This window comes from Buttiauxella cochleicola (genome assembly GCF_021282435.1).
Lineage (GTDB): Bacteria > Pseudomonadota > Gammaproteobacteria > Enterobacterales > Enterobacteriaceae > Buttiauxella > Buttiauxella massiliensis.
Map to the genome: position 1 here is coordinate 131,116 of NZ_JAJSOT010000005.1, position 26,212 is coordinate 157,327.

The 26,212-nt window shown below is 52.1% G+C and carries 22 protein-coding genes; 13 read left to right on the forward strand and 9 right to left on the reverse strand.

Features of this window, described 5'->3' with window-relative positions:
• Together tamB and tamA are read right to left on the reverse strand one after the other, a co-directional pair.
• Positions 1-3,777 carry an autotransporter assembly complex protein TamB gene (gene tamB / locus LVQ77_RS13420; protein WP_232904662.1) on the reverse strand — a complete coding sequence of 1,259 codons (3,777 nt, stop codon included), beginning with the start codon at positions 3,775-3,777 and terminating at the stop codon, positions 1-3.
• Positions 3,774-5,507 carry an autotransporter assembly complex protein TamA gene (tamA, locus tag LVQ77_RS13425; RefSeq protein ID WP_232865668.1) on the reverse strand — a complete coding sequence of 578 codons (1,734 nt, stop codon included), beginning with the start codon at positions 5,505-5,507 and terminating at the stop codon, positions 3,774-3,776. The genes tamB and tamA overlap by 4 nt, the downstream gene beginning before the upstream one ends.
• A gap of 213 nt (positions 5,508-5,720) precedes the next feature.
• On the opposite strand from tamA, the gene msrA reads away from it, so the two are divergent.
• The 5 genes from msrA (at position 5,721) to LVQ77_RS13450 (ending at position 12,341) form a co-directional block, all read left to right on the forward strand.
• Entirely contained in the window at positions 5,721-6,359 is a 639-nt protein-coding gene (msrA, locus tag LVQ77_RS13430) for a peptide-methionine (S)-S-oxide reductase MsrA (RefSeq protein ID WP_232904663.1), read from the forward strand.
• Positions 6,360-6,453: 94 nt separating this feature from the next.
• A complete protein-coding gene (hflK, locus tag LVQ77_RS13435; protein WP_232904664.1) occupies positions 6,454-8,421 on the forward strand; it encodes a protease modulator HflK in 1,968 nt (655 codons plus the stop codon).
• Positions 8,418-9,401, forward strand: a complete 984-nt coding sequence (gene hflC / locus LVQ77_RS13440; protein WP_232904665.1) for a protease modulator HflC — start codon at positions 8,418-8,420, stop codon at positions 9,399-9,401. The genes hflK and hflC overlap by 4 nt, the downstream gene beginning before the upstream one ends.
• Complete coding sequence (locus tag LVQ77_RS13445) at positions 9,394-10,446, forward strand: SPFH domain-containing protein (RefSeq protein WP_232904666.1); 1,053 nt, start codon at positions 9,394-9,396, stop codon at positions 10,444-10,446. Before hflC ends, LVQ77_RS13445 begins: the two co-directional genes overlap by 8 nt.
• Positions 10,443-12,341: a heavy metal translocating P-type ATPase gene (locus LVQ77_RS13450; RefSeq protein WP_232904667.1), complete on the forward strand. Its 1,899-nt coding sequence runs from the start codon at positions 10,443-10,445 to the stop codon at positions 12,339-12,341. Before LVQ77_RS13445 ends, LVQ77_RS13450 begins: the two co-directional genes overlap by 4 nt.
• 81 nt (positions 12,342-12,422) lie before the next feature.
• Here LVQ77_RS13450 and LVQ77_RS13455 read toward each other — a convergent pair whose 3' ends face one another.
• Positions 12,423-12,758 carry a helix-turn-helix domain-containing transcriptional regulator gene (locus LVQ77_RS13455; protein WP_064561852.1) on the reverse strand — a complete coding sequence of 112 codons (336 nt, stop codon included), beginning with the start codon at positions 12,756-12,758 and terminating at the stop codon, positions 12,423-12,425.
• Positions 12,759-12,762: 4 nt separating this feature from the next.
• On the reverse strand, positions 12,763-13,089 hold the full coding sequence (locus LVQ77_RS13460; protein WP_232865674.1) for a type II toxin-antitoxin system RelE/ParE family toxin: 327 nt from the start codon (positions 13,087-13,089) through the stop codon (positions 12,763-12,765).
• 250 nt (positions 13,090-13,339) lie between these two features.
• Between LVQ77_RS13460 and paeA the strand changes: the two genes are divergently transcribed.
• Entirely contained in the window at positions 13,340-14,677 is a 1,338-nt protein-coding gene (gene paeA, locus LVQ77_RS13465; RefSeq protein WP_151994055.1) for a polyamine export protein PaeA, read from the forward strand.
• A gap of 62 nt (positions 14,678-14,739) precedes the next feature.
• On the opposite strand, the gene LVQ77_RS13470 is transcribed toward paeA, so the two are convergent.
• Positions 14,740-14,946, reverse strand: a complete 207-nt coding sequence (locus tag LVQ77_RS13470; protein ID WP_151994056.1) for a DUF1107 domain-containing protein — start codon at positions 14,944-14,946, stop codon at positions 14,740-14,742.
• Positions 14,947-15,285: 339 nt separating this feature from the next.
• Between LVQ77_RS13470 and LVQ77_RS13475 the strand changes: the two genes are divergently transcribed.
• Positions 15,286-15,843, forward strand: a complete 558-nt coding sequence (locus LVQ77_RS13475; protein WP_151994057.1) for a YtfJ family protein — start codon at positions 15,286-15,288, stop codon at positions 15,841-15,843.
• Between the two features lie 4 nt (positions 15,844-15,847).
• Here the strand turns inward: LVQ77_RS13475 and cysQ are convergent, their stop codons facing one another.
• Positions 15,848-16,588: a 3'(2'),5'-bisphosphate nucleotidase CysQ gene (gene cysQ / locus LVQ77_RS13480; RefSeq protein ID WP_232865675.1), complete on the reverse strand. Its 741-nt coding sequence runs from the start codon at positions 16,586-16,588 to the stop codon at positions 15,848-15,850.
• A gap of 188 nt (positions 16,589-16,776) precedes the next feature.
• Between cysQ and LVQ77_RS13485 the strand changes: the two genes are divergently transcribed.
• On the forward strand, positions 16,777-18,708 hold the full coding sequence (locus tag LVQ77_RS13485) for a bifunctional 2',3'-cyclic-nucleotide 2'-phosphodiesterase/3'-nucleotidase (protein ID WP_232904668.1): 1,932 nt from the start codon (positions 16,777-16,779) through the stop codon (positions 18,706-18,708).
• 130 nt (positions 18,709-18,838) lie between these two features.
• On the opposite strand, the gene LVQ77_RS13490 is transcribed toward LVQ77_RS13485, so the two are convergent.
• Positions 18,839-19,234: a winged helix-turn-helix transcriptional regulator gene (locus LVQ77_RS13490; protein WP_232865677.1), complete on the reverse strand. Its 396-nt coding sequence runs from the start codon at positions 19,232-19,234 to the stop codon at positions 18,839-18,841.
• A 91-nt stretch (positions 19,235-19,325) separates the two neighbouring features.
• Here LVQ77_RS13490 and LVQ77_RS13495 point away from each other — a divergent pair, with 91 nt between their 5' ends.
• From LVQ77_RS13495 to ytfE, 4 genes are all read left to right on the forward strand, one after another.
• Positions 19,326-20,174, forward strand: coding sequence for an SDR family oxidoreductase (locus LVQ77_RS13495; protein WP_232865678.1), 849 nt, complete (start codon positions 19,326-19,328; stop codon positions 20,172-20,174).
• A gap of 160 nt (positions 20,175-20,334) precedes the next feature.
• Positions 20,335-21,159 (forward strand): AraC family transcriptional regulator, encoded by an 825-nt coding sequence (locus tag LVQ77_RS13500; protein WP_232904669.1) that lies wholly within the window; start codon positions 20,335-20,337, stop codon positions 21,157-21,159.
• A 77-nt stretch (positions 21,160-21,236) separates the two neighbouring features.
• Positions 21,237-22,211, forward strand: a complete 975-nt coding sequence (locus LVQ77_RS13505; protein ID WP_151994081.1) for a DMT family transporter — start codon at positions 21,237-21,239, stop codon at positions 22,209-22,211.
• Positions 22,212-22,295: 84 nt separating this feature from the next.
• Entirely contained in the window at positions 22,296-22,958 is a 663-nt protein-coding gene (gene ytfE, locus LVQ77_RS13510) for an iron-sulfur cluster repair protein YtfE (RefSeq protein ID WP_232904670.1), read from the forward strand.
• A gap of 38 nt (positions 22,959-22,996) precedes the next feature.
• Here the strand turns inward: ytfE and cycA are convergent, their stop codons facing one another.
• Together cycA and bamJ are read right to left on the reverse strand one after the other, a co-directional pair.
• Entirely contained in the window at positions 22,997-24,409 is a 1,413-nt protein-coding gene (gene cycA, locus LVQ77_RS13515) for a D-serine/D-alanine/glycine transporter (protein ID WP_151994083.1), read from the reverse strand.
• Positions 24,410-24,711: 302 nt separating this feature from the next.
• Complete coding sequence (gene bamJ / locus LVQ77_RS13520) at positions 24,712-25,332, reverse strand: BamJ family beta-barrel-assembly machinery protein (RefSeq protein WP_034461196.1); 621 nt, start codon at positions 25,330-25,332, stop codon at positions 24,712-24,714.
• Positions 25,333-25,570: 238 nt separating this feature from the next.
• Here bamJ and LVQ77_RS13525 point away from each other — a divergent pair, with 238 nt between their 5' ends.
• Complete coding sequence (locus LVQ77_RS13525; protein ID WP_232904767.1) at positions 25,571-26,167, forward strand: OapA family protein; 597 nt, start codon at positions 25,571-25,573, stop codon at positions 26,165-26,167.
• Positions 26,168-26,212 lie beyond the last annotated feature (45 nt).

The window sequence follows — 26,212 nt, forward strand, 5'->3', positions numbered from 1 at the left end:
CTAAAACTCAAACTGATAAAGCAGATCAAGTGCCTGATCGATACCAGACACCGCTTCCAGATACAGCTTAGGCATCAGGCGATAACGCAGTGTTAGTGTCGCCAATGAGTCAAAAATACCCACTCCATATTTAACCTGGAGACCTGGCAGTACATAGCCACTGACCACCACTTGTGAGGAATCCCCCACCCCTGCGGTATCAAGCGCCAGATTGCTTACGCCAAACGTCTCGCCGATTTTACCCACAACCTGACCACTTTGTGCAACCCCCAAGCCAACAAGCATTGACGTCATGGCGTTACCATCGTCGCCAGAATTGTCTAAACCCTGCCCGCGAAGCAGGTAGGACAAGGCTTCTTGCTGTGACATGGCCGGATCAGAAAATATCTCAGCTTTCGGCTCATCTGCTGTTCCCGTGACACGAACACCGGCTATTACGTCGTTTTCCGTCGCTTCTGGGTTACGAATCGCTTCGATATTTAATAATGGCTGGTCTGGCGGGCCAGAGAATAACAGCTCGCCTTTACGTACGATCAAATCCTGTCCGTACGCATGGAAACGCCCTTCAGGAATATTGATCTGCCCGTTCAGGCCGAGACCCTGACGGTCTTGCACCATTTTTAAATCGCCACTCAGACGCGCTTTCAAACCAAACGCATCCAGGCGTACATTGTTACCAACATGAATAACCAGGTTACTGTTGATAGGAATGCTTGCCGTTTGCGGTTTAATCGGCTTCAGGTCTTTATCGAGCATCACTTCATCACTGGACACACCCACTGAGCTTTCCGGGACTTCATGCACCACAATTCGTGCCCACGGGATGTCTACACTCCCATCAAGCGTGAACAAGCTCGGAGTCGCGACAAACTCAACATCCGGTGACACGTCAAGGCGTACCATCGGCGGCACCGTAATACGCACCTTGTTGCCTTTCGCTGCCACGCGCGCGCGCCAGTTGTCTATTTGCGTCCAGTCAGCATCGCCACTCAGAGCAATATCACCCTGCTTCGTACGCACCGTTCCGGCAAGCGTCGAGCTCATGCCGTTAAAGTTCATCGCCAACTGACTTGGCTGCATATCAAACGGCATAAAGTTGCCGTCGATATCCACGCCGTTAACTTGCAACTGGCCGAAGACTTGCGGACGCTCTAAATTCCCCGCCAGACGTAAGTTAGCGTTAATCTTTCCGGCGGCTTTTTCTCCACGTGAGAATATGGAGTTAGCGATCGCCAAATCAAAGTTGCGCATATTCACATTCCCCGCCAGGTTGCGGCGGTTTTGTGGATCGCTAATTTGAACCTGACCATCGAACTGGCCGTTTTGAGCAACGCGAATCAACCAGCCTAGTTTGGCCTGGTTATTTTTAAGCTCGGCATTGAGATTAAGCGTGTCGAACGCCACCAGCAGCGGGCTGTCGTTCACCATTTGCGTGACTTTCACGCCGTTACCCGTGAGCGTAACTGAACCTTGTGGCAAGCCTTCTGATTCCGCATCCCAGCTAACATCCGCACGGCCACTAAATGCTCCCACCGCTTGTGTATCAGCCGGCATAAACGGTTTGAGCATCGCTAAATCAAAGCGGTTCAGATTGACCAACGCACGGCCTTTTGCACCGGCATCAATTGGCTGCGGCACACAAAGTTCAGCATTCGGGTTCGTCCAGCAATGCGCGCCAATATTGATTTTCTGCTCTTTGTTGCGGTAATCGAGTGCCAGAGCGCGGTTCAGCGACCACGGACCAACCGGCGTTTCAAAGCGCGTATTGCTGAGATTGCCACGCCAGCGTTCTTCCGCACGGTCAAAGCTGCCGCTTAAATCAAGCTGCCCGGAAACCGGCTCGCCCTGAATGCGCAGTTTTAACTGGTGCTGTTTTTCGGAGCCTGTTGCGTCAAGCGTTACCAGGCTGAGATCGACACCTGGCTGGGAAATACGCTCAACCCGCAGATCCAGATTCCCGGCGATTTGATCGGTGGATTTCACATCTCCTTTCAGCAAGACTCGAGCAATCGACAGTTCCTGCCAGCGGAGGTTATTTGCGGTAAGGTCTGCCAGCAGCTGCGGCGCTTTCACATCGCCACGCACTTTAATCGTGCCTTTCGCTGTGCCGCCAAGTCCCGGTAAAGCATTGTCGAGATTCGGTGCATCGATGGTGGCATCAAGCTCCAGATCTTTCGGCCCTAACTCCCCTTTAACATCAGCACTGTTACGCCCCAGCTCGATATGCAACCCAGGAGTTTTCCACTGCATGTAACTGTTGCCGTTGAGCTTTCCGGTAACGTTTAGTTTGTTATTTTTGACATTCCCGGCAAGTTTTAGCTCGGAGACATCTACCTGCCAACTGCCGCCATACAAACTGCCACTGGTTTTCACCAGGCCGTCGAGTTTCGCAGGCCAGTCCGGGAATTGCTTCGCCGTATTGATATCGTCGAGTTTCAGCTCGCCGCGCCAGCTAATAGCTTTGCTCCAGTCGAGCACGGCTTTCAAGTCAGTGTTGCCCTGCAACGCAGCGACTCGCAGCTTATCGAGATTAAGCTGTTGCTCGTTGCCTGCCGCATCCAGAGTGATGGTGGCTGGCGGAATTTGCTCGCCTTTCACATCGCTACGGAACGACAATTTATAGTCGGTCATTTTGCCGCTGAATTTCAGTTTCAGGTTTTCGGCCTGGTACTCTTTCTTCCCGGTAAATGGCCAGTAAAGTTGCTTACTGACCACTTCAAGATTGAGCGGCAAGCCTGCTTCAGCAAGCTGAGTTTGCGCGGTGAGCTCAAGATCAACCGGGCCTGAGAGATTCATGCCCACTTTCAGCACATCCCGCAGCTCCCCACCAATCTTCATCTTCACCTTTTCGCCTTTGATTGGGTCGATATTCAGCGTGGTGTTTAAGGTTAAGTCGACCGGCCATTTATCGCGTAATTCCGCGCTACCAGTGGCGTTGACCAACCCTTGCGAGGAATCAACATCCAGCGCATCAAGCTTAAGAGAGCCGTCGATGCTGCTGACTTTTAGCAACAGGCTGCTGACCAACAGATCGGTGTCGCCCGTCAGGCGTAAGTTAGCCCCACGGAACTCCTGAATATTCAGGTTCAGCGGCAAATGCACATCGGTCATTTCCGGCAAAACCGGCTTTTCAAACAATTGTTTGAGCGTTTCGCCCAGCGGCAACTCTTCTGGCTGCGGGTTCTGGATCTTCGGCTCAACCACCTGTTCCTGCGCGACTTTTACTACCTTCGGCAACGCAATCAGCAACCCTTCAAGATTGGTCGGCGTAACCGTCAGGTTGCGCTCCTGCCAGTTAAGACCAGAGGTAAACTCCATCACCGAAACCGTGGTGTTATCAATCTTGATATTGACGTTATTAAGCGCCACGCGACTTAGGGTAATCGGATACGGCGTGGTGAGATTGAGCGGGCCAGTGTCCTCTTCCTGAACTGGCGCTGCCGGAGGCATTTTTTTGCTATCGATAACGACATCAATGTCTTTAAGCGAGAGATTATTCACGCACAGGCTGCTATCACGCAGGCAACCCAGTTTCACCGCGAGATTAATTTCACCGGCATTCACATCAACGCCAGGTTGTTGGTAGCGCAAACCTTTGATTGTCAGATTGCGCCAGCCACCCGTGACGCTGGCGATATCCAGCCCCGGCACCCAGCGGTTAGCGGCGTTAAATAAGACATGCAAACCGGTAGTTGTTCCCACCAGGAAGCCCACCGCGCCAATCAGCAGCACCACAAAAACCAACACCGCGAGGCTTATTTTCTTCCAACGACTCATAGTTCAGGCCCCAAACCGATGTAAAACTGTAAACCATGCTCATCTTTATCAGCTACCGGGACCGCTAAATCGAGTTTGATTGGCCCAACCGGTGACTGCCAGCGCACGCCAAAGCCTGCACCCGTTTTATAGTTACTCTGTTTGATATCGTTAACCGCTTCGCCAGAATCGACGAACACCGCCCCCCACCATTTCCCGGTAACGTTGTATTGATACTCCAGCGATCCGGTAATCATTTTTGACGCACCGGTCAGTTCGCCTTTGTCGTTTTCAGGAGAGATGGATTTGTAGGAATAGCCGCGAATACTGCGGTCACCACCGGCAAAGAAGCGTAAGTCTGGCGGCACTTTGTCGAAGTTATTGGTTTCAATCCAACCCACATTGCCGCGCACCACAAAACGGTGCTTTTCCTGCAACGTTCGAATCCAGACTTGCTGCGCCTGGAATACCCCGAAATCGACGTCCGAGCCCCATGTCGTGTCTGAAATATCAATCGAATAACGTTGGGAATCGCCCCAGGTTGGCATCAAACCACCGCGCGAACGGGTACGGTTAAGGCTCAAACCCGGATAAAGCAGCATCGTGGTGTTGGTTACGTCTGCCTGGGTAAAGTGATCGAGGCTCCAGCGCAGGTTAATGGCGTGCTGCCAACCGCTGGATAAATCCCAGTATCGTGAGACCGCGAGGGTGCTGGAGTCGGACTTGGTATCGTTCAGGTCGGTCGCTTTAAAGCCGCCCTGCACCAAATAATATTGTTCCAGCGGGTTTTTAAGCAGGGGCATTTTGTAGCTGAAATCAACGATCTGTTCTGGAGCGGAAAGGCTGATGCTGCTGGTCAGGCTGTGGCCGTATGAGTTCATCCACGGTTTTTTCCACGTCGCTTTTACGCGCGGCCCAACATCGGTGGAATAACCCACACCGGTTTCGATGGTGTTCTCAGTACGCGGTGAAACAACACCATGCAACGGTAATACTTTGGTTTCGCGAGACTTGTCGAATTCCGGCGCAACCACCACCGAATTAAACCAACCTGTCGCGGATAAACGGCGATTTAGCTCCGCCAGGTCTTTCGACTGGTAGTAATCACCCTGTTTAAAAGGCACAAGATTTTGCAGGTACTCTTCGCGTATTTGTGAGCCTTCAAAAGTCACGGCCCCAAAACGATAACGCTCGCCGCTGTTGTAATCGATGTCCCAGAACGCCTGGCGGCGCTCAAGCGAAACGCCTAGCTGGCTTTTGAGGAATTCACTGTCGAAATAGCCCTTTCGCACCGCAATGTTGGAAAGATCTTTTTTGAAACTGTCGTAATCGTGATGATTGAGGATAGTGCCAGGCTTTGGGCGCTCACCGAGCAACGCGATGTAGTCTTTATCGTCACGCGCTCCGCCACGGAGAATTACGTCGGTGCCGCCAATCAGCACTGGCGGGCCGGGATCGACTTTGGCAATCAATACCTGGCGTCCTTTGGCTGGTGGTGGCCGCAGGTCGAAATCAATGGTTGGCTCATAATAGCCGAGCGCTTTCAATCCATTACGGATAGCGTCATCCACACGCGCACGGAAACGCCTGTCTGGCGTAACTTCATCACTCTGGATAGTTGAAAGCTGAGCGCGAACGTTTTTTTGCAGTTCACCGCTTAGCCCTTCTACCTGTAAACGCACGTTGGCAGCGCTGGCCCACGTGCTTACCAGGCATAGGCAAGCCGAGCAAATAGTACGGAATCGTGGCACGTTTTCTCCTGAATATCCTTGTTCCCACCCCTGGAAGGAAACGTCTTTGTTACAAAACCACAACAATTGGGGTTGAAAACTGCACAATAACCCAAATAATTCTTATATGTACTGTAGTCTCATACAGAGAAGTTATTGTCTGCAATAACACGCCTCGTTACAACCGCATGGCGGTTGTTGTTAAATTTAGCCAACATCGGGAGAGCATGACTGATGAAATTATTTGAGAAAACCCATCCCGTAACGCAGTCCGAAGCGTTGCCTGGTCGCAATACCCCGATGCCAATCGCCACTTTACATGCGGTAAACGAGCATTCCATGACAAATGTACCAGATGGGATGGAGATCGCTTATTTCGCAATGGGTTGTTTCTGGGGTGTCGAGAGAATGTTCTGGAGAATTCCAGGGGTTTACAGCACCGCCGCAGGTTATGCCGGGGGCTTTACGCCTAACCCAACCTATCGCGAAGTGTGTAGCGGAATGACCGGGCACACAGAAGCGGTGCGCGTGGTTTACGACCCACAAGTGGTGAGTTACGAACAATTATTGCAAGTGTTCTGGGAAAATCACGATCCAGCCCAGGGAATGCGCCAGGGTGGTGACGTTGGCACACAATATCGCTCCGCAATTTACCCATTAACGCCAGAACAGGATGCCGCCGCCCGCGCAAGTTTTGCACGCTTCCGGGAGGCGATGACGCTCTCCGGAGACGAGCGACACATCACGACTGAAATTGCCAACGCCGGTCCGTTCTATTATGCCGAGGACGACCACCAGCAGTATCTGCACAAAAATCCATACGGCTACTGTGGTATTGGTGGTATTGGCGTTTGTTTACCACCACAGAGTTAAAGCATTTGTACAATCGGTTACCCTCGTTTCGTTTACGGGTAAATGAGGGCTGTGATATGTTATATGGTAACATTTAAACTCCAATAATGACTCCATGCAGCCCTCCCAATTTTCTGAACCAACGGAACCTTCACCGTTAACTTCTCAGGCTCGTTACTCTTTAGCGTCATCGCAGGCGAAGCTGACTGCAAGATTAGTCTTCGGATTAAGCGCGCTAATTTTTTTGATGATTGTGGTGGCGCTGATTGTCAGCATTATCGAGTCATCTTCACGCTGGACGGCTTTATTAAGCAGCCAGGCCGCAGTGCTCACCTTGCTAGCTATCGCTATCTACAATGCACAGCGAATTTGCCAGTGGCGGGCAGAAAAGTTCTCACCAGCGCTTAAATCCGAAACGGCTCCTACTGAAACAGAACCTCCCCCGACAATTTATCAACGGCTTGGCGCACTCATTCCCATCAACTTTGAACGCATCAATGCGTTACTTAAGAGTGACGGTGTCTGGTTGGCCTCGATGGCGGGATTCGTGTTATTCGTCACCCAGGCAGGCTGGGGAACTAATTATGTCTCGCTGGATGATGGCAACCTGCGCTGGGTGGCGGTCGGGATTATTGCATTGGCGATGTTTGTCACACTGGTTGCGGAGCGCCATCTGGCAGCCACTTCAAACGAAGCCTGGCCAGAAGCCAAATTCATTGCGCCGATATTACGTGTAACTCTCGCGGTACAATTGCTCTCTTTGCCCGCACTGATATTCCCGACTACAAACCTCTCATTGTTGGTCAATCTGCCTGCGATCCTTGTGGTGTTGGTAGCAATTGAGTTTCTGCTGCGCGGCTTGTTCTCACTATTCACTCCACCGGGTGAAGAAGGCTGCGAACCCAAGTTCCTTGCTCAAAGCCAACTGGCAGCACTACTCGTCTGGCCGCCACGCCCACTACTTTTTTTACAACGCGAGCTGCACCACCACTTTGGCATCGATTTACGCCAGCTTTGGGCATTCACGGTATTGCGTCGGGCGTTTTTACCTGTGCTGGCAGTCATGTTGTTTTGCGGCTGGCTGTTGACCGGGATGCAGCAAGTTTCACCAACCCAACGCGGTATTTATGAACGCTTTGGCAAACCGGTTGCCGTGTTGCCATCGGGCCTGCATTACGGGCTGCCCTGGCCTTTTGGCCAGGTGATACTGGCGGAAAATGGCCAGGTGCATGAGTTAGCGGCTGGAGAAGAAGCCGATACACCTGCGGAGCCGCTGGCGAATGCCGAAGGGAATGCACCGCAAAGTGCCGATCGCCTGTGGGATGCGATTCATAGTTTTGATAAAGCACAGATTATTGCCAGCCAAAGCGGTAACCAACAAGGTCTGCAAATCATTAATAGCGATGTCCGTTTTATGTGGCGCGTTGGCTTAACCGATAACGCAGCACTGGCGGCAACCTATAACAGCGTGAATTTGCCAGAGTTGATTCGCAGCGCCGCAAACCAGGTTCTGGTGCATCAGTTTTCCTCGCTGACTCTTGAGCAGGTTTTAGGGGAACAGCGCATCGAATTAGCAAGCCAGATTAATCAAGCAGTGCAGCAAAAACTCGATGGTCTGCATAGCGGTGTCGAGCTGCTCTCGACCGTCGTCGAAGCTATCCACCCTCCAGCAGGCGCTGCTGATGCCTTCCACGGTGTACAGGCCGCGCAAATTGCAGCTCAAGCGCTCGTGTCTCGCGAACGTGGGCATGCAGCAGAGCTGGCCGCCAGCGCACAAACTACAGCTACCACGCGCCAGAACCAGGCACAGATGAACGCCACCGATGTGACCAGTAAAGCGCAGTCAACGGCTGTGCGTTTTGCCGCACAGAAACAAGCAGTGGCGAAATCCGGCCAGGTGTTTGTCGATGAATTATGGTTTAGCCAGTTGCACCAGACTTTAGGCAAAAGCCCGTTGTTAATTATCGACCACCGTATTGGCGCAACCTCGCAGCCCACTATCGACCTGCGCGAGTTTCCCTCGTTAAGCCAGGCAGCACGCAACGATGCACCTTCCAAACCGACACAGGAGTCTTCCCGTTGAGCCATTCACATCATCACGGTTGCAGTAGCGGTTGCCACCACAGCCACCATTCTGACGCTCCTGTAACTAAAGCCTGGAAGCGCATTGCTGGCGCAGGTGCACTGGTGCTCATTCTTGCCGCCGCCGCAAGCCTTGTGCAGGTTCGCTCTGGTGAGTCGCTGATTATTACTCGGTTCGGTAATCCGGTACGCGTACTGCTCAATCCAGGTCTTGCGTGGCGCCTGCCCGCACCTTTTGAAATGTCCACCACCGTCGATCTGCGTCTGCGAACGACTTCGAGCGGCTTGCAGGATGTGGGCACGCGGGACGGGCTGCGCATCATTGTGCAGTCATATGCGGTCTGGCAGGTTGATAGTACCCCTGAGCATGTGCAGCGCTTTATGCGCGCGGTACAAAATCAGCCTGATGAAGCGGCACGGCAAATTCGTGCTTATCTCGGCTCGGCACTCGAAACCACCGCGAGCGGCTTTACGCTCTCTCAACTGGTCAATACGGACAGCAAACAAGTGCAGTTAAACCAGTTTGAATCGCATCTGCAGGCGCAAATCAGCCAGCCATTATTGGAAAGCTATGGTATTCGGTTGGTGCAGGTTGGAACCGAACGCCTGACCCTGCCCGCGGTGACGCTTAGCGCCACAGTCGACAGGATGCGTGCCGAGCGTGAAACCATTGCGACTGAACGCACTGCTGAAGGCAAACGCGCCGCGGCTGAAATTCGCTCGGCGGCAGAGCGTGATGCTCGCATTGTGGAGGCGACAGCACAGGTTCAGGCTGCAGATATCGAAGCACAGTCTCAGGCGCAAGCCGCCGAAATTTATGGCAAGGCTTATGCCAGTTCACCTCAGCTATACAGCCTGTTACGCCAGCTTGATGCGCTCAGCGGCGTGGTTAATTCCAGCACCCGTCTGGTGTTACGCACTGATGCCGCACCGTTCCGTCTGCTGGTAGAAGGGCCAAAGCTGGATACAACTCATGAGTGAGCATCACAAAAATAAACCTGCGGGCCCGTGGACACAGTCAATACGCCTCGCCTTTTACGCACTGTATGCACTGACACTGCTGGCAGCAGCGTCGTGGTTGTTTTCGAATATTCGCCAGATACCCGCAGACAGCCGCGCCGTGGTACTGCACTTCGGTGCACAGCAGCGAATTGCCGAATCGGGTTTATTGCTCACCTGGCCGAAGCCGATTAACGATGTGGTGATGGTTCCGGCACCTGACCGCGTGATTGAACACCACGTTACGGCGCTATTACGCTCGAATGATGCGCTGCATGCAGATGCTCGTGGCGATAACAGCAGCGATGCACTGGCGGGTTCCGGCTATCTGCTTACTGGTGACTCAGGCGTGGTGCAGTTAGATATCAGCGTGTTTTACCGTGTCGTCGCGCCAATGGCGTATGTATTGCAGGGCGAACATGTGATTCCGGCTCTCGATCGACTGGTTGAGCGTGCTGCCGTTGCGGTATGCGCCGCGCGCGATCTGGATACTATTCTTGTCGCCCGCCCGGAAATGGTCAGTGGCGATTTAAATGTTGCCCAGCAACGCGAACGCCTGCGGGCCGATGTTCAGCACAACGTCGAGCAAAATTTGCAGCGCCTGGCACAATCAGGCAGTGACCTGGGGATTACGCTTGAGCGGGTTACTGTGCAATCCACTTTGCCGGAAACCACAGTCACCGCATTCAATGCGGTATTAACTGCCAGCCAGCAAGCGTCACAGGCAATAGCCACCGCCAATACCGACGCCTCTTTAATTCGCCAAAAATCCACCCAGCTTGCCGACCAGACACGCCAGACGGCTCAGGCACAGGCCCGCGAACGAGTGGCGAAAGCTCAGTCCGACACGGCAATGGTGAATCGTCTGGCCAACAGCCCGCACGACCCCGACTTATTAGCGCGAGTTTACCGCGAACGCATTGCGGCGATTCTGGCGCAAGCTGAATCCGTCATTACCGTCTCTCCAAAAGATGATGCGAATTTGATTCTGCAAGCTGCTGGGCAAAAGGAACCTTCGAAACCATGAGTACCCACACTGTTAACCCCGGTGGCGCGCTGAGCCATCAGGAACAACGGCAGATTACCCGCCAGTTGATACTGGCATTGATCGCCAGCGGCACATTAATTCTTGGTTTGCTATGGCGTGGTCTGGCACCCGATCAAGTTGCGGTAGCCGATATCTTACTGGGTGCTGCATCGCTGATGGTCGGCATTCCGGTATTGCGCCACGCCTTTTACAGCCTGCGTTACCCGAGCTTGCATGGCATTACCGATCAACTGGTTGCGCTAGCGCTAATTGGCTCGTGGGCGACCGGGGATTTGCTTACTGCCGCATTGCTACCGCTAATTATGATCGTCGGCCATATCCTCGAAGAGCGCAGTATGATTGGTTCGCAAGAAGCGATTGAAGCGCTCAGCAAATTGACCCACAGCCGGGCGCGTCGCTTTGATGCTGACGGCAATCTGCATGAAATTGACAACCATGAACTGGTGGCTGGTGACATCGTCGAAGTGCGTGCAGGCGACCGGTTACCTGCTGACGGGCGTGTACTGGAAGGGACGGCAAGCCTGGATACCGCACCGATCACGGGTGAATCAGTTCCACTGGAAGTGAAACCGGGCATGAATGTTTACGGTGGTGCAATCAATCTTGATGGGCGGCTGCGAATTGAAGTGACGCACATCGGCGAAACCTCAACACTCGGGCGAGTGGTGGCATTGATGCAAAGTGCCGAGCAAGCCAGCCCGCCGATTACCCGTCTGCTTGAACGTCACGCGGCGCGTTATCTGCTGCTGGTTTTATTGATTGCCGCCAGCACATGGTTTTTGACGCAAAACGACCAGGCCATGTTGGCGGTACTGGTCGCCGCCTGTCCTTGTGCGCTAGTGCTTTCCGCGCCTGCAACATCTATTGCCGGGCTAACCGTTGCCGCACGTCACGGTATTTTGATTCGCGGTGCGGCCTTCCTCGAAGAGTTAGCCGAACTGAATGCGGTGATTATCGATAAAACCGGCACACTCACACACGGCAAGCTGCAACTTCATGAACTGATTCCTGAAGCGGGAGAATCGCCGGAAGTTCTGTCTGCACTGGCTGCGAGCCTTGGTGCCACCAGTAACCACCCGGTCAGCCGGGCGCTGGTCAATATTGCCCCGCAAAACACATGGCCGCAGCTTGAAAATGTGCATGAACACCAGGGTTTGGGTATTTCTGCCACTACAGCAGCGGGCGAGGCTTATCTCGGCCGACATGAGCTGTTAAAAACTCAGGTCGCTGATTTACCGGAAGAACCGCCACACGACGGGCCGATAGTTGGGCTGGTACTAGGGGGGCGTTTCCGTGGCTGGATTTTACTGGCCGATAGCCTACGCGACGAAGCGGCCAGTGCAATGGCGGAGCTGCGTGATCTTGGGCTTAACCATCAACTATTACTGACCGGTGACCGCGAAGCCGTGGCACAACGCATCGCGAAGAACGTGGGGATTAACGACGTTATAGCCGGGGCATTACCCGCCGACAAACTCCACCAGGTCAGTGTGCAAATCGACAATGGCTTCCGGCCAATGGTAGTTGGCGATGGGATCAATGATTCCCTTGCAATTAAAGCGGGTGTGGTTGGCGTTGCGATGGGTGCAGGTGGCTCGGATATCGCCATGGCATCAGCGGATATTGTATTAATTGGTGGGGACTTACGCCGTCTTGGAACCTGCGTGCGCTTAAGTCGCCTGTGCCGTCGCACCTTACAGATGAACGTGCTGATTGGGCTGGGTTGGACGCTGGTGATTGTCGTCGCCGCCGCATTTGGCTGGCTGGGAGCCTCCGGTGCCGTAATTGCCGCCCTATTGCACAATCTGAGCACACTGCTAGTGCTGGGCAACGCCGGGCGATTGTTAAGGTTTGAAGAAAAACTGGGTGGGTGATGGAAATCTACTCAGTCCGCTAAAAAACAAAACGCCTGATAGGTTTATCGGGCGTTTATGCTTGAAAAGTGCCAACTCATCTTAGGAATGGCCGAAAGGGAAAAGACGAACCCCCGCGGCTCGTGACACAGCAACGAGTGTAGAAATTGTCGGATTTCCTGTTGGGGACAGTGAACGATACAAATTTACACGGGAAAGCCCAGATTTAGCGGCTATTTCACCTATACCACCCCGAGCTTCAACAATACGTCGCAAAGCAACAAGGAAAGCCGCCACACCACCCTCCTCGTTTATTTCTTCCAGTGCAGTTTGTAGGTAAATTTCCGCATAGTCAGGATTTTCACGGATGATGTCGATAACGGCACTGTCATGGTCAGCTGCCTTTATAACAGCCCCTTTATTGGTTTTAGTCGTCATACAGCTACCTCGTTTTATAATCCTGTAAATATTTTACTGCTAAATTGAGATCTGTTTTTTGGGTGCTCTTATCGCCCCCCACTAACAACAGAATGATTTCATTCTTTTCGAGAGCGTAATACACGCGATAGCCTGGCCCGTAATCCACCCGGAGTTCCCACACACCATCCCGTTCAAACTTATGGTCACCAAAATTTCCTGCACTTGCGCGGTCTATACGAGCATCAATCCTTGCGACGGCACGTAAGTCTTTTTTGATGAGCTTATTTATCCAGTCGGAGTAAGGGACGTGACCCGTTTTGTCGACATATCGCTTCGTTGTGTAAGCCATTCATTCAATCCTTTGAATTTCTTAACTGTAGAAAGTGTACCTTATAAGATACAAAAGGAAAATTGATGGAATAAACTAAATAACCCAATAAAAGCAGCCCAAATTATGCCCTCTGGCAGCCCCATGCACCCTTACGCTATACTACCCGTTGAAATTGCTGGCCCAACCTCCACGGACTGGCAGTCAAAATGTACTAACCCTTAGATTTTCAACTTTCCTTCCGAGGCTCTGGCTCTAAGCCGGATAAACTATGTTAAACAGTATTTTATTAATACTTCTTCTTATTTCCGTCAGTGCATTCTTCTCAATTTCGGAGATCTCACTGGCTGCTTCCCGCAAGATAAAACTCAAGCTGCTGGCTGATGATGGCAACCTTAACGCGCAACGCGTACTGAAAATGCAGGAAAGTCCTGGCATGTTCTTTACCGTAGTGCAGATTGGCCTGAACGCGGTTGCGATTCTCGGCGGTATCGTCGGCGATGCGGCATTTTCCCCGGCATTTAAAGTGCTTCTGGAGCGCTTCTTCTCGCCAGAAATGGCTGACCAACTGAGCTTTATCATCTCCTTTACCCTGGTCACCAGCTTGTTCATTCTGTTTGCAGACCTCACCCCGAAACGCATCGGTATGATTTCGCCTGAATCTGTTGCTTTGCGAATCATCAACCCGATGCGCTTCTGTCTGTTTATCTTCCGCCCGCTGGTATGGTTCTTTAACGGCCTGGCAAACGTTATTTTCCGCATTTTCAAATTGCCGATGGTGCGTAATGACGACATCACCTCTGACGATGTTTACGCCGTGTTTGAAGCCGGTGCGCTGGCTGGCGTGTTGCGTAAGCAAGAACATGAGCTGATTGAAAACGTGTTTGAGCTCGAATCACGTACGGTGCCCTCGTCAATGACCTCACGCGAAAACGTCATCTGGTTTGATTTGCATGAAGATGAGCAAAGCCTGAAGAATAAAATTGCCGAGCACCCGCACTCCAAGTTCCTGGTGTGTAATGGTGATATCGACCATATCGTTGGCTACGTTGATTCCAAAGAACTGCTGAACCGCGTACTGGGCAACCAGAGCATGGCGCTCAACAGCGGTGTGCATCTGCGTAACACGTTGATTGTGCCGGATACATTGACGCTCTCAGAAGCACTGGAAAGCTTTAAAACTGCCGGAGAAGACTTCGCGGTTATCATGAACGAATATGCGTTGGTGGTAGGCATCATCACGCTGAACGACGTCATGACGACGCTGATGGGTGACCTGGTCGGCCAGGGTATGGAAGAACAAATCGTTGCCCGTGACGAGAACTCATGGCTGGTTGAAGGCGGTACGCCGATTGACGACGTAATGCGTGTGCTGGATATCGACGAGTTCCCGCAGAATGGCAATTACGAAACCATCGGCGGCTTTATGATGTTTATGCTGCGAAAAATCCCGAAACGCACCGACTCGGTGAAGTTCTCCGGGTATAAGTTCGAGGTAGTGGATATCGATAACTACCGCATCGACCAATTGCTGGTGACCCGTATCGACAATAAGCCGACACCGTTGACGCCAAAACTGCCTGATGCTGAAGATCAGAACGCAGCGTAATTCCCAAAACTCAGAAACACTAACGGCACCCTTGGGTGCCGTTTTTGGTACTTCTTTTGGCCTTACGCCAATTCCGCCTGCATATGTTTTACCTGGCGGTTTACTTCAGACATAACAGATAGATGCTGCTTATCTTTCACTTTTGGGATAAGAATCTTGCCCTTATCAAATTCAAAAGCGCCAACGTCCTTGATGTACAACCGTCCACGGAACAGGATTTTCACGTACTTCGCCACCTGAAGCGGGTTGTACCGTTGGAAAATTTTCATTCTTCTTCTCTCCTGCAGTGTTAACACCCCTGCGGTTCCACATTTGGTCCGACAAAACGAGGCGAAAAATTTGGTGCCTGGAAACTATAGTCCATATACAAACCGACACCTAGTTTGCACAATCTTATTTACCGTATGATTACAATTTCTCAGAATATTCTTTGTAATTGTAAACAAAACTCAGTCTAAGCCTTCAAAAAACAGGGATATGTGCGGTCGCCCGCAAACTGGCATTGTTGTTGCGGGACAGATGGCTATTCAGCACATATGCTTAAAACGTCACGACGAAGTGGTCGGATCACCTGCAAACTTTTCACAAATAATAAGATAGGAGTTCTCATGTCCCTACGTAAAACCCTTGCGCTTGCCCTGCTGCTACTGCCACTTGCGGCATCGGCACATAACTTTGAGAAAAATCAGCGAGTCTCGCCTATTGGTATTACGGATAAAGGCGAGTTGATGCTCGACAATGATAAGTTTAGCTATAAAAACTGGAATAGCGCGCAGCTAGTGGGAAAAGTGCGAGTGCTGCAGCATATTGCTGGCCGCACGAGCGCAAAAGAGAAGAACGCCGGGCTGATTGAAGCGATTAAGGCAGCCAAACTCCCGCATGACCGCTACCAGACAACGACTATCGTGAACACGGATGACGCGATTATGGGTACCGGAATGTTTGTGCGCAGCAGCCTTGAGAGCAATAAAAAGCAGTATCCGTGGTCGCAATTTATTGTCGATAGCAACGGCGTGGCGAAGAGTGCCTGGCAGTTGGAAGAAGCCAGTTCAGCGATTGTGGTGCTGGATAAACAAGGCCGCGTGCAGTTTGCTAAAGATGGCCCACTGACACAGGAAGAAGTGCAGCAGGTCATGAGCCTGCTGCGCGAACTGTTGAGTAAATAGTTGTTTAGTAAATAGAAACGCGGAAACCTGGGTTTAAGAATGACTCGCGTGGGGTGTAGTCGAGTGGCTTACCCTGCCAGTCATGAACGTGAGCACCGGCCGCGGCCGCCACAGCATGGCCTGCTGCCGTGTCCCAAATGTTAGTTGGCCCGAAGCGTGGATAGAGCTGTGCCTGCCCCTCCGCCACCAGGCAAAACTTCAGCGATGAGCCGATAGACGTGGTCTGGTGTTCACCCAACTGGTGAAGATACTCTTTGAGTTCATCATCGCCATGTGAACGGCTTATCACCACCAGAGGTGGGCGAGCATCACGCACGTGGATTTGGTTACGCACACCGTTTTCTTCTTTCCAGGCTTTGCCTTCTGCTGCGCTGTACATCACGTTCAGCACTGGCGCATACACTACGCCCAGCACCGCTTTGCCTTTTTCGATAAGCGCGATGTTGACCGTGAATTCCCCGTTACGCTTCAGAAACTCTTTGGTGCCGTCCAGCGGGTCCACCAGCCAGTAACGATCCCAGCTCTGACGGGTTTCCCAGGTCTGCGGATCTTCTTCTGAGAGTACCGGAATCTCCGGCGTCAGTGTTTGCAGCCCTTGCAGGATAATGGTGTGAGCTGCGATATCCGCCGCAGTTACGGGTGAATCATCGGATTTTTGGGTCGCCTCTAGCGGCTTTTGCCCGTCATACACCTGCATGATGGCAGCTCCAGCCTCCCGAGCCAGTTGGCAAATTTTATCTAGCATTCTCCACCTCATGTTGTGTCGTGCGATTAACCTGTTGTTTTACTTATATCTCATCACGCCTGGTTGCGCTATCTGTGAACCCATTCCGGTTTACTACGCCCTTTTTCTGGCACACTTCACAAATCTGTAAGCAACAACGTTTATATACATAGCCTTTTGCGGCCTATCTCTAAAAAGGACCTTTTATCATGATCAAGTTTAGCGCAACGATGCTGGCCATGCTGGTTGCTACCGGCGCTCATGCGGCAACCGTTGACCTCCGTATCCTTGAAACCAGCGATCTCCATAGCAATATGATGGATTTCGATTACTACAAAGATACCTCCACGGAAAAATTTGGACTGGTGCGTACGGCAAGTTTAATCAACGCCGCGCGCGGTGAAACGGTAAACAGCGTACTGGTCGATAACGGAGACCTGATTCAGGGCAGCCCGCTGGGCGATTACATGGCGGCAAAAGGCCTCAAAAAAGGCGATATCCACCCGGTTTATAAGGCGCTCAATACGTTGGATTACGCCGTGGGCAACCTGGGCAACCACGAATTTAACTACGGCCTCGATTACCTGCATATGGCGCTATCGGGGGCCAAATTCCCGTATGTGAATGCCAACATTATTGATGCCAAAACCAATAAGCCACTGTTCACACCTTACGTGATTAAAGAAACCGTGGTGAAAGACAAAGACGGCAAAGAGCAGACGCTGCGCATCGGTTATATCGGTTTTGTACCACCACAAATCATGACGTGGGATAAAACTAATCTGGAAGGCAAAGTGACGGTGCAGGATATTACCGAAACGGCCCGCCATTATGTGCCTGAAATGCGCAAACAAGGGGCGGATTTAGTGGTGGTTATCGCCCACTCCGGCCTGTCGAGCGACCCATATCATGCGATGGCTGAGAACTCGGTTTATTACCTCAGCGAAGTGCCAGGCGTGGATGCCATTCTGTTTGGCCACGCGCACGCCGTATTCCCAGGCAAAGACTTTGCCAATATCAAAGGTGTTGACCTCGAAAAAGGGACGCTTAACGGTATTCCGGCGGTGATGCCTGGCATGTGGGGCGACCATCTTGGCGTGGTTGATTTAGTGCTGAACAACGATAGTGGCGCATGGAAAGTTACCAGCAGCAAAGCGCAAGCGCGCCCAATTTATGACAGCGTGGCGAAGAAAGCCCTGGTGCCGGAAGATGCCAAACTGGTGGAAGTGATGAAGCACGATCACGACGCCACGCGCGAGTTTGTCAGCAAGCCAATCGGCAAATCTTCCGACAATATGTACAGCTACCTGGCGCTGGTGCAGGACGACCCAACGGTGCAGGTGGTGAATAACGCCCAACTCGCCTACGTTGAAAAATACATTCAGGGCGATCCGGACCTGGCGAACCTGCCGGTACTTTCCGCTGCCGCACCGTTTAAAGTTGGTGGGCGTAAGAATGACCCGGCCAGTTTTGTCGAAGTGGAAAAAGGCCAGTTAACCTTCCGTAACGCCGCAGATTTGTATCTCTACCCGAACACATTGGTGGTAGTGAAAGCCACGGGCAAAGAGGTCAAGGAATGGCTGGAATGTTCCGCCGGGCAGTTTAACCAGATTGATGTGAACAGCACGAAACCGCAGTCACTGATCAACTGGGACGGTTTCCGCACCTATAACTTTGATGTTATCGACGGCGTGGATTACCAGATTGATGTGTCACAACCTGCGCGTTACGACGGCGAATGCCAGATGGTGAACCCGAAAGCTGAGCGTATCAAAGGGCTGACGTTCAAAGGTAAGCCAATCGACCCGAACGCGACTTTCCTGGTGGCAACCAATAACTATCGCGCTTACGGCGGCAAGTTTGCCGGAACAGGCGACAGCCATATCGCTTTCGCGTCACCAGATGAAAACCGCTCGGTGCTGGCGAACTGGATTACGGCAAGCAAAGAGATCCACCCAGCTGCTGATAACAACTGGCGTCTCGCGCCAATCCACAGCAATCAGAAATTAGATATTCGCTTTGAAACCTCTCCGGGTGACAAAGCGACGACCTTTATCAAAGAGAAAGGCCAGTATCCGATGAAGAATGTGGGTAATGACGAGATTGGGTTTGCGATTTATCAGCTGGATTTAAGTAAGTAACAGTTAGATAACCAATAGATTTCGAGTGGCAGGAAGGCGGCAATTGAGCGAGTTCCTGGGAGCTTGCACGAGCAAGTGACCGGGTGAGCGAATGCAGCCAACGCATCTGCCGCTTGAAAGATGAAGGTTATCAGGCGTCTCGCTCACTGCGGGACGCCATTACTCTCGGCAAATTCCCTTCAATCCAATCGGCTAGCTCCGCCACTTTCTCGGCCACTTCAAAACCCAACGGCGTCAGGCTGTATTCCACATGCGGCGGCACAACCGGGTAGGATTTTCGATTTACAAAACCGTCGGCCTCAAGCCATTGCAGCGTTTGCGCGAGCATTTTTTCACTCACACCGCCCATCTTGCGGCGCAGGTCGCTGAAACGATGAGTCCCACCCTGCAAGGCCACCAGAATCAACACGCCCCAGCGGCTGGTGACGTGCTTTAACACATCGCGCGACGGGCACTGCTCAGCAAATAAATTGCCATCACGCATTTGCTCAGTTAACGACAGCGGACGGATTTCAATCTCACTCATTTCATACTTACCTTTTTGTGCGTACTTACTTTAAGTTAGTGCTGGTGATAGTGTGGCACAACTTAACCAGAACACCCACAGGAGATTTATCATGATCGCGATTACCGGCGCTTCCGGCCAACTGGGCCAACTCGTTGTTGAAGAATTACTGAATACCGTTGCGGCTAACCAATTGGTTGCCATCGTGCGTAACCCGGCAAAAATTCAATCATTTGCTAACCGTGGCGTTCAGGTACGAGCTGCCAGCTATGAAGATAAAGCGGCTTTGGTGCAAGCGCTGAATGGCGTGGAAAAACTGCTGCTTATCTCTTCAAGTGAAGTGGGCCAGCGTGCAGTTCAGCATCGCAATGTGATTGATGCAGCCAAAGAAGCAGGCGTGAAACTGATTGCCTACACAAGCCTGTTGCATGCAGACTCCTCGCCGCTGAGCCTTGCCGATGAACATATCGCCACCGAAGAAATGCTAAAACAATCCGGCATTCCATTCGTACTGCTGCGCAACGGCTGGTATACCGAAAACTATCTCGCCAGCGTACCGCCTGCTCTGCAACACGGCGTATTTATTGGTAGCACTGGCGAAGGCAAAATCGCTGCTGCGGCACGTGCTGATTACGCAGCAGCAGCCGCTAAAGTCATGACTCTGGACAACCAGGCGGGCAAGGTTTACGAACTAGCGGGCGACCACGGCTGGACGCTGTCTGAGCTGACTGCTGAGTTGACCAAACAGAGCGGAAAAACCGTGGTGTATCAGAACTTGCCGGAAGCTGATTTTAAAGCAGCATTGCTCGGTGCTGGCCTGCCAGAAGGGCTAGCAGCAATGTTGGCAAACTCTGACGTTGGCGCATCCAAAGGTGGTCTGTTTGATGATAGCCACCAGCTAAGCACCCTGATTGGCCGCCCAACCACTCCGCTTGCAGAGAGCCTGCGCGCGGCGCTGTAAATGTTAACTTTCCGTTAAAGCTGAAGATCCTATATCCTTAATAATTCGAGTTGCAGGAAGGCGGCAAGAGAGTGAGTCCCGATGAGCTTACTGTAGTAAGTGATTCGGGCGAGCAAACGTAGCCAACGCATCTGCAACTTGAAGTATGAAGGAGATTAATGTGCAAGGCGTTCCTGAACTGTTCAACGATGAAAAAGACATTGCTCAATTCCGGCATTTACCACAATTGCCCGGCGTTGAGCTTTATCACGCCCATATTTCGCGTTACGCCTTTGAACCGCACACTCACGAAGCTTTCGGTATTGGCACGGTGACGCGAGGCGCAGAACGCTTTCGCTATCGTGGTGTTCAACATGTTGCCGCGCAGGATTCGCTGGTGCTGATGAACCCGGATGAATTGCACACCGGCGAAGCCGCCACGGAAGACGGCTGGCAGTACCGCATGATTTATCTCGAGCCGGAACTGCTTGAAAGCGTGACCGGATCGCGCAACTGGTCGTTTAGCGATGTGGTTAAACACGATCCGCTGCGTGCAGGTTGTATTTCACAATTAATTAATGGCTTGTGGAGCGAAAGCGATTCGCTGACCCAGCAAGGTTTGTTGCTGAATCTTATCGAAACTTTCCAGCCTTACGCTCAACATCAGGCTGGCGGAACGCCAGAGTCCGCGCACCGCTTTGAACAAATTCGGGACTATCTGCACGATAACTATATGCAACCGGTAACGCTTGATGAGCTCGCTGCCGTGGTTTCGCTTAGCCCTTATCATTTTCAACGCATGTTCAAAGCACACTTCCACGTCACCCCCCATCAGATGCTAATGGCGATCCGTCTTTGGCACGCTAAGCGATTACTAACCAGTGGGATGCCTGCCGCGCAAGTGGCCGCTGCCAGCGGATTAACCGATCAGGCACATCTGACTCGCGCCTTTTCCCAGCGTTATGGCATCACGCCCGTTCGCTATCAAAAACAGGTCGCCCGTTAGCTAAACCGCAAGCTGGTACAATATTTTTGATCCCGCCACACCTACACTCATTCCAAAGACATTATTGGATATAGAAGATGTTAACTGGAGTGCTGTATGCCCTGCTCGCAGGGTTGATGTGGGGGCTGATTTTTGTCGGGCCGTTGATTGTTCCTGATTACCCGGCTGCCATGCAGTCGACCGGGCGTTATCTGGCGCTGGGCTTTATTGCGCTGCCGCTGGCCTGGTTTGGCCGCCAGCGCTTGCGCCAACTGACACGTTCGGATTGGTTTACCGCGCTGAAGCTTTCTACCGTCGGCAATCTCATTTATTACGTGTGTCTCGCGAGCGCCATTCAGCGTACCGGCGCGCCGATTTCGACCATGATTATCGGCACGCTGCCGGTGGTGATTCCAGTATTCGCCAACCTGCTTTACAGCAAACGTGACGGCAAACTACCGTGGCGTCGACTTGCGCCTGCACTGGTGATTATCGCCCTGGGTCTTGTGATGGTAAATACTGCAGAGTTACGCACCGGGCAGCTTGATTTCAGCTGGTGGCGATATATCAGCGGCATCAGCCTGGCGTTTATTTCAGTCGCCTGTTGGGCGTGGTATGCGCTGCGTAACGCCTGTTGGCTGCGCGAAAACCCGGATAAAAATCCGCTGATGTGGGCGACGGCGCAGGGACTGGCGATTCTGCCCTTTTCACTGATCGGGTACATCGCCGTCTGCCTGTGGATGTCGCGCACCAACACTGATTTCACCCTACCCTTTGGCCCGCGCCCGGAAGTGTTTTTAACACTGATGTTAGCCATCGCACTGTTCTGTTCATGGCTTGGAGCCTTGTGTTGGAACATCGCCAGCCAACGTTTACCAACCGTAATCGTCGGCCCGCTGATTGTCTTTGAAACGCTCGCAGGCCTGGCTTACACCTTTATGCTGCGCCATAGCTGGCCACCTCTGCTGACATTGCTGGGGATTGTTTGCCTGGTGATTGGCGTGGTAATGGCTGTGTTGACCAAACCGCAGAAAAACACGCTCGCTGAAGTGGTTGTCGTGACGGACAAATAGCGCCTTACCTCGAAATAGTCATAGCGCCAGCTTAAAGATGCATTTAATATGCATCTTATATTATCGACAACGAGGTATCTGCTTATGGCCTTCCGCGACCAACCTTTAGGTGAACTGGCTTTAACCATTCCGCGCGCTTCTGCGCTGTTCCGTAAATTGGATCTCGATTTCTGCTGTGGTGGTAAACAGACGCTTGAGCGTGCCGCAACGCGCAAAGAGTTGGATCTCGAGGCGATCGAAGCCGAGCTTGCTGCTCTTGCTGAAGAACCCACTGAGAAAGAGTGGCGCACGGCACCGCTGGCGGAAATCATCGACCACATTCTGGTGCGCTACCATGACCGCCACCGCGAACAACTGCCAGAGCTGATTCTTCAGGCCACCAAAGTTGAGCGCGTGCATGCCGATAAGCCTAACGTACCGAAGGGGCTGGCGAAGTATCTCACCATGCTGCATCAGGAACTCAGCAGCCATATGATGAAAGAAGAACAGATCCTGTTCCCTTTGATCAAGCAAGGCATGGGTTCACGGGCGACTGGCCCAATTAGTGTGATGGAAAGTGAGCATGATGAAGCGGGTGAATTGCTGGAAGTTATTAAGCACACCACCAATAACGTGACGCCGCCACCAGAAGCCTGCACGACCTGGAAAGCGATGTATAACGGAATTAATGAGTTGATTGACGATCTGATGAATCACATCAGTCTTGAGAATAACGTGCTGTTCCCACGGGCTTTGGCTGGGGAATAAAGGTTAATCCCCCTCACCTGTGGCGAGGGGGATTATGATTACTTACGCATTGCCGCGATGCGCTTCTTGCCGATAAACATCCAGCACACACCTAACAACACAAACCACAATGGCGTCACGATCAGTGCCTGGCGGGTATCAGTTTCCAGCGTCAACAGCACAATCACAAACACGAAGAACGCCATACACATCCAGCACATAAACTTGCCGAGCGGCATTTTGTAGATCGATTTCTCGTGCAAATGTGGGCGCTGTTTGCGGTACACCAGGTACGAGCAAAGAATAATCGTCCAGACGAACATAAACAGAATCGCCGACACGGTAGTTATCATGGTGAACGCCGCAATCACGTTCGGGTTCACGTAAAGCATCACCACGCCACCCAGCAGGCAAATACAGGAGAAGGTCAAGCCCTTCGCCGGAACTGCGCGCTTAGAGAGTTTGGCGAATGCTTTCGGTGCCATACCATCTTGTGCCAGGCCAAACAGCATACGGCTGGTTGAGAACACTCCGCTGTTGGCAGAAGAAGCCGCAGAGGTCAGCACCACAAAGTTGATGATACTCGCGGCGGCAGGCAGGCCCACCAACACAAACAGTTCAACGAACGGGCTCTTATCCGCGACAACGGAACGCCATGGCGTCACCGACATAATCACGATCAGCGCAAACACGTAGAACATGATGATACGGATCGGAATCGAGTTGATGGCGCGTGGCAGAGATTTTTCCGGGTCTTTGGTTTCTGCTGCCGTCGTTCCCACCAGCTCAATACCCACAAACGCAAATACCGCTATCTGGAAGCCTGCGAAGAATCCGCTGATGCCTTTCGGGAACCATCCGCCGTCATTCCACAAGTTGTTGATGGAAGCCTCTACGCCAGACGGGGAATGGAAGTTGGTTAAAATCATCACCAGGCCGATAACGATTAGCGCAACGATGGCGACAATTTTAATCATCGCAAACCAGAACTCCATTTCGCCGAACATTTTCACCGTGGCGAGGTTCAGGCTCAGCAGCAAAACAATCACCGCGAGCGACGCCACCCAGTCCGATAAGCCGGGGAACCAGAACTGTGCGTAGGCAGTTATCGCCACGACGTCCGCCATGCCGGTGACCACCCAGCAAAACCAGTAAGTCCAGCCGGTAAAATACCCCGCCCACGGGCCGAGTAAGTCCGCTGCAAAATCGCTAAATGACTTGTATTCGAGGTTTGAAAGCAGCAGCTCGCCCATCGCGCGCATCACGAAGAACAGCATAAAGCCGATAATCATGTATACGAAGATGATGGATGGACCTGCGAGGCTAATCGTTTTACCGGAGCCCATAAACAGGCCGGTTCCGATGGCGCCACCGATGGCAATAAGCTGAATATGGCGGTTGGTTAAATTACGCCGCAGAGACTGTTCTGACGGCTCTTCAGCAACGTCAGAAACCTTTATCTGATCTACCATGTTGTATTTTTCCTGTACCTGTCTGTTGTGTTCAGGCTCTACCGGCCTTTATAAATATTAAAATAGTGAGGATGTGATGTTGTTGTTCCGGGGAACTCAAAGATAGTAGGGAAGAATTGGCAGGATGAATACTAAGAAAGAAATTATTTGTTAATTTAATGTTTGTTTTGAGTGCAAAATCACGACTATAAAGTGAGCGACCTCACAGAAACACTCAGGAAGGTAGCGTTTACCAGATAAAATCACGCTAATTTTGTTAACCACCAAATAAAAACCCCGCCGAAGCGGGGTCGTTCGAACGCTTACAGAATTTCCAGCAGTTCAACTTCAAAAACCAGAGTGCTGTACGGAGGAATTGACGCACCCGCGCCACGCTCACCGTAAGCCAGGTTATGAGGAATAGTCAGTTCCCACTTTGAGCCAACTGGCATCAGAGTCAGAGCTTCAATCCAGCCTGCGATAACGCCGCTAACTGGGAATTCAGCTGGTTCGCCACGTTGTACGGAGCTGTCGAACACAGTGCCATCAACCAGTTTGCCGGTGTAATGCACGCGAACGTGATCTTTACGCGCTGGGATTGGACCAGTACCTTGAGTCAGAACACGGAATTGCAGGCCAGATTCGGTGCTGCTCACGCCGTCTTTCTTCAGGTTTTCTTCGAGGAATTTCACGCCTTCAACAGCCAGTTCTTTCTGGCGTTCCTGGCGAACGGCGTCGGCACGTTCGTGAACTTCACGCAGTGCGCGATGAACTACATCAACCGGAACTGCCGGGGCATTCCCTTCCAGCGCATCACGCAGACCAGCCACCAGTGCTTCTGGCAGCAGGCCTTGCAGACCAGATTCACTCAGTTGTTGACCTACCTGTAAACCAATACCGTAACTTGCTTGCGCTTCGACGCTGTCAAAAGAAGGGGTCGTCATGGGATTTCCTTTAATGGTATTTAAAAGCAAGCCCGCAGCATAGCAGCGTCAACCTGACGGGTAAAATGCAAAAGCGGCAAAGGTGACAAATGCAGGCGAAACAGGAACAATGGTTTAAGTGAGCGTGAAATTGCGGTTGAGAATCACGTTACGCGGGATTATTCAGCGCATCAAACAGTTAGCGTTCTATAATGGAGTGGGTAAATGTACAGAGCACGTTGTGTGGAAATGAGGAGTGTTGCCGATGCGATTCGCTGTTAAACCCTGGCTTGCGCGGATTTGGCATGCACCCGACAATTTCCGGTTGATGGATCCACTGCCGGTGATGCACCGCCGTGGCATTATTATTGCGGCGATCGTGGTTGTACTCGGCTTCCTGTGGCCTACACCTGATGCCCCTACTCTGCCAGTTACGCGCGATGCTCAACTTTCTATTGAGTCACAATCCCCAATTCGTGCCCACTTAGTCAACCCGCCAGAGAACTCAGCTCCTGTCGAACCGTCACGTGTTGAAGAACAACCACAGGCAGAAACGCAAGCGCCTGTGCCGCATGAGAATAACGATATTGACCAGCAATGGCGTTCGTACCGCGTAGAGTCCGGGCAAACTATGGCGCAGCTGTTCCGCGATCATAATTTACCGCCCGCTGATGTTTATTCGATGGCGCAGGTAGAAGGCAGCAACAAACCACTGAGTACTTTGCAAACCGGGCAGATGGTGCAGATTCGCCAGAATGCGAATGGTGTAGTGACGGGGCTGACAATTGATATTGGCAACGATCAGCAAGTGCTATTTACACGTCAGCCTGATGGCAGTTTTGTACGGGCGCGCTAATTTTTTAGCCGGTTCAGAAATGCAAAACGCCGGCACGAGGCCGGC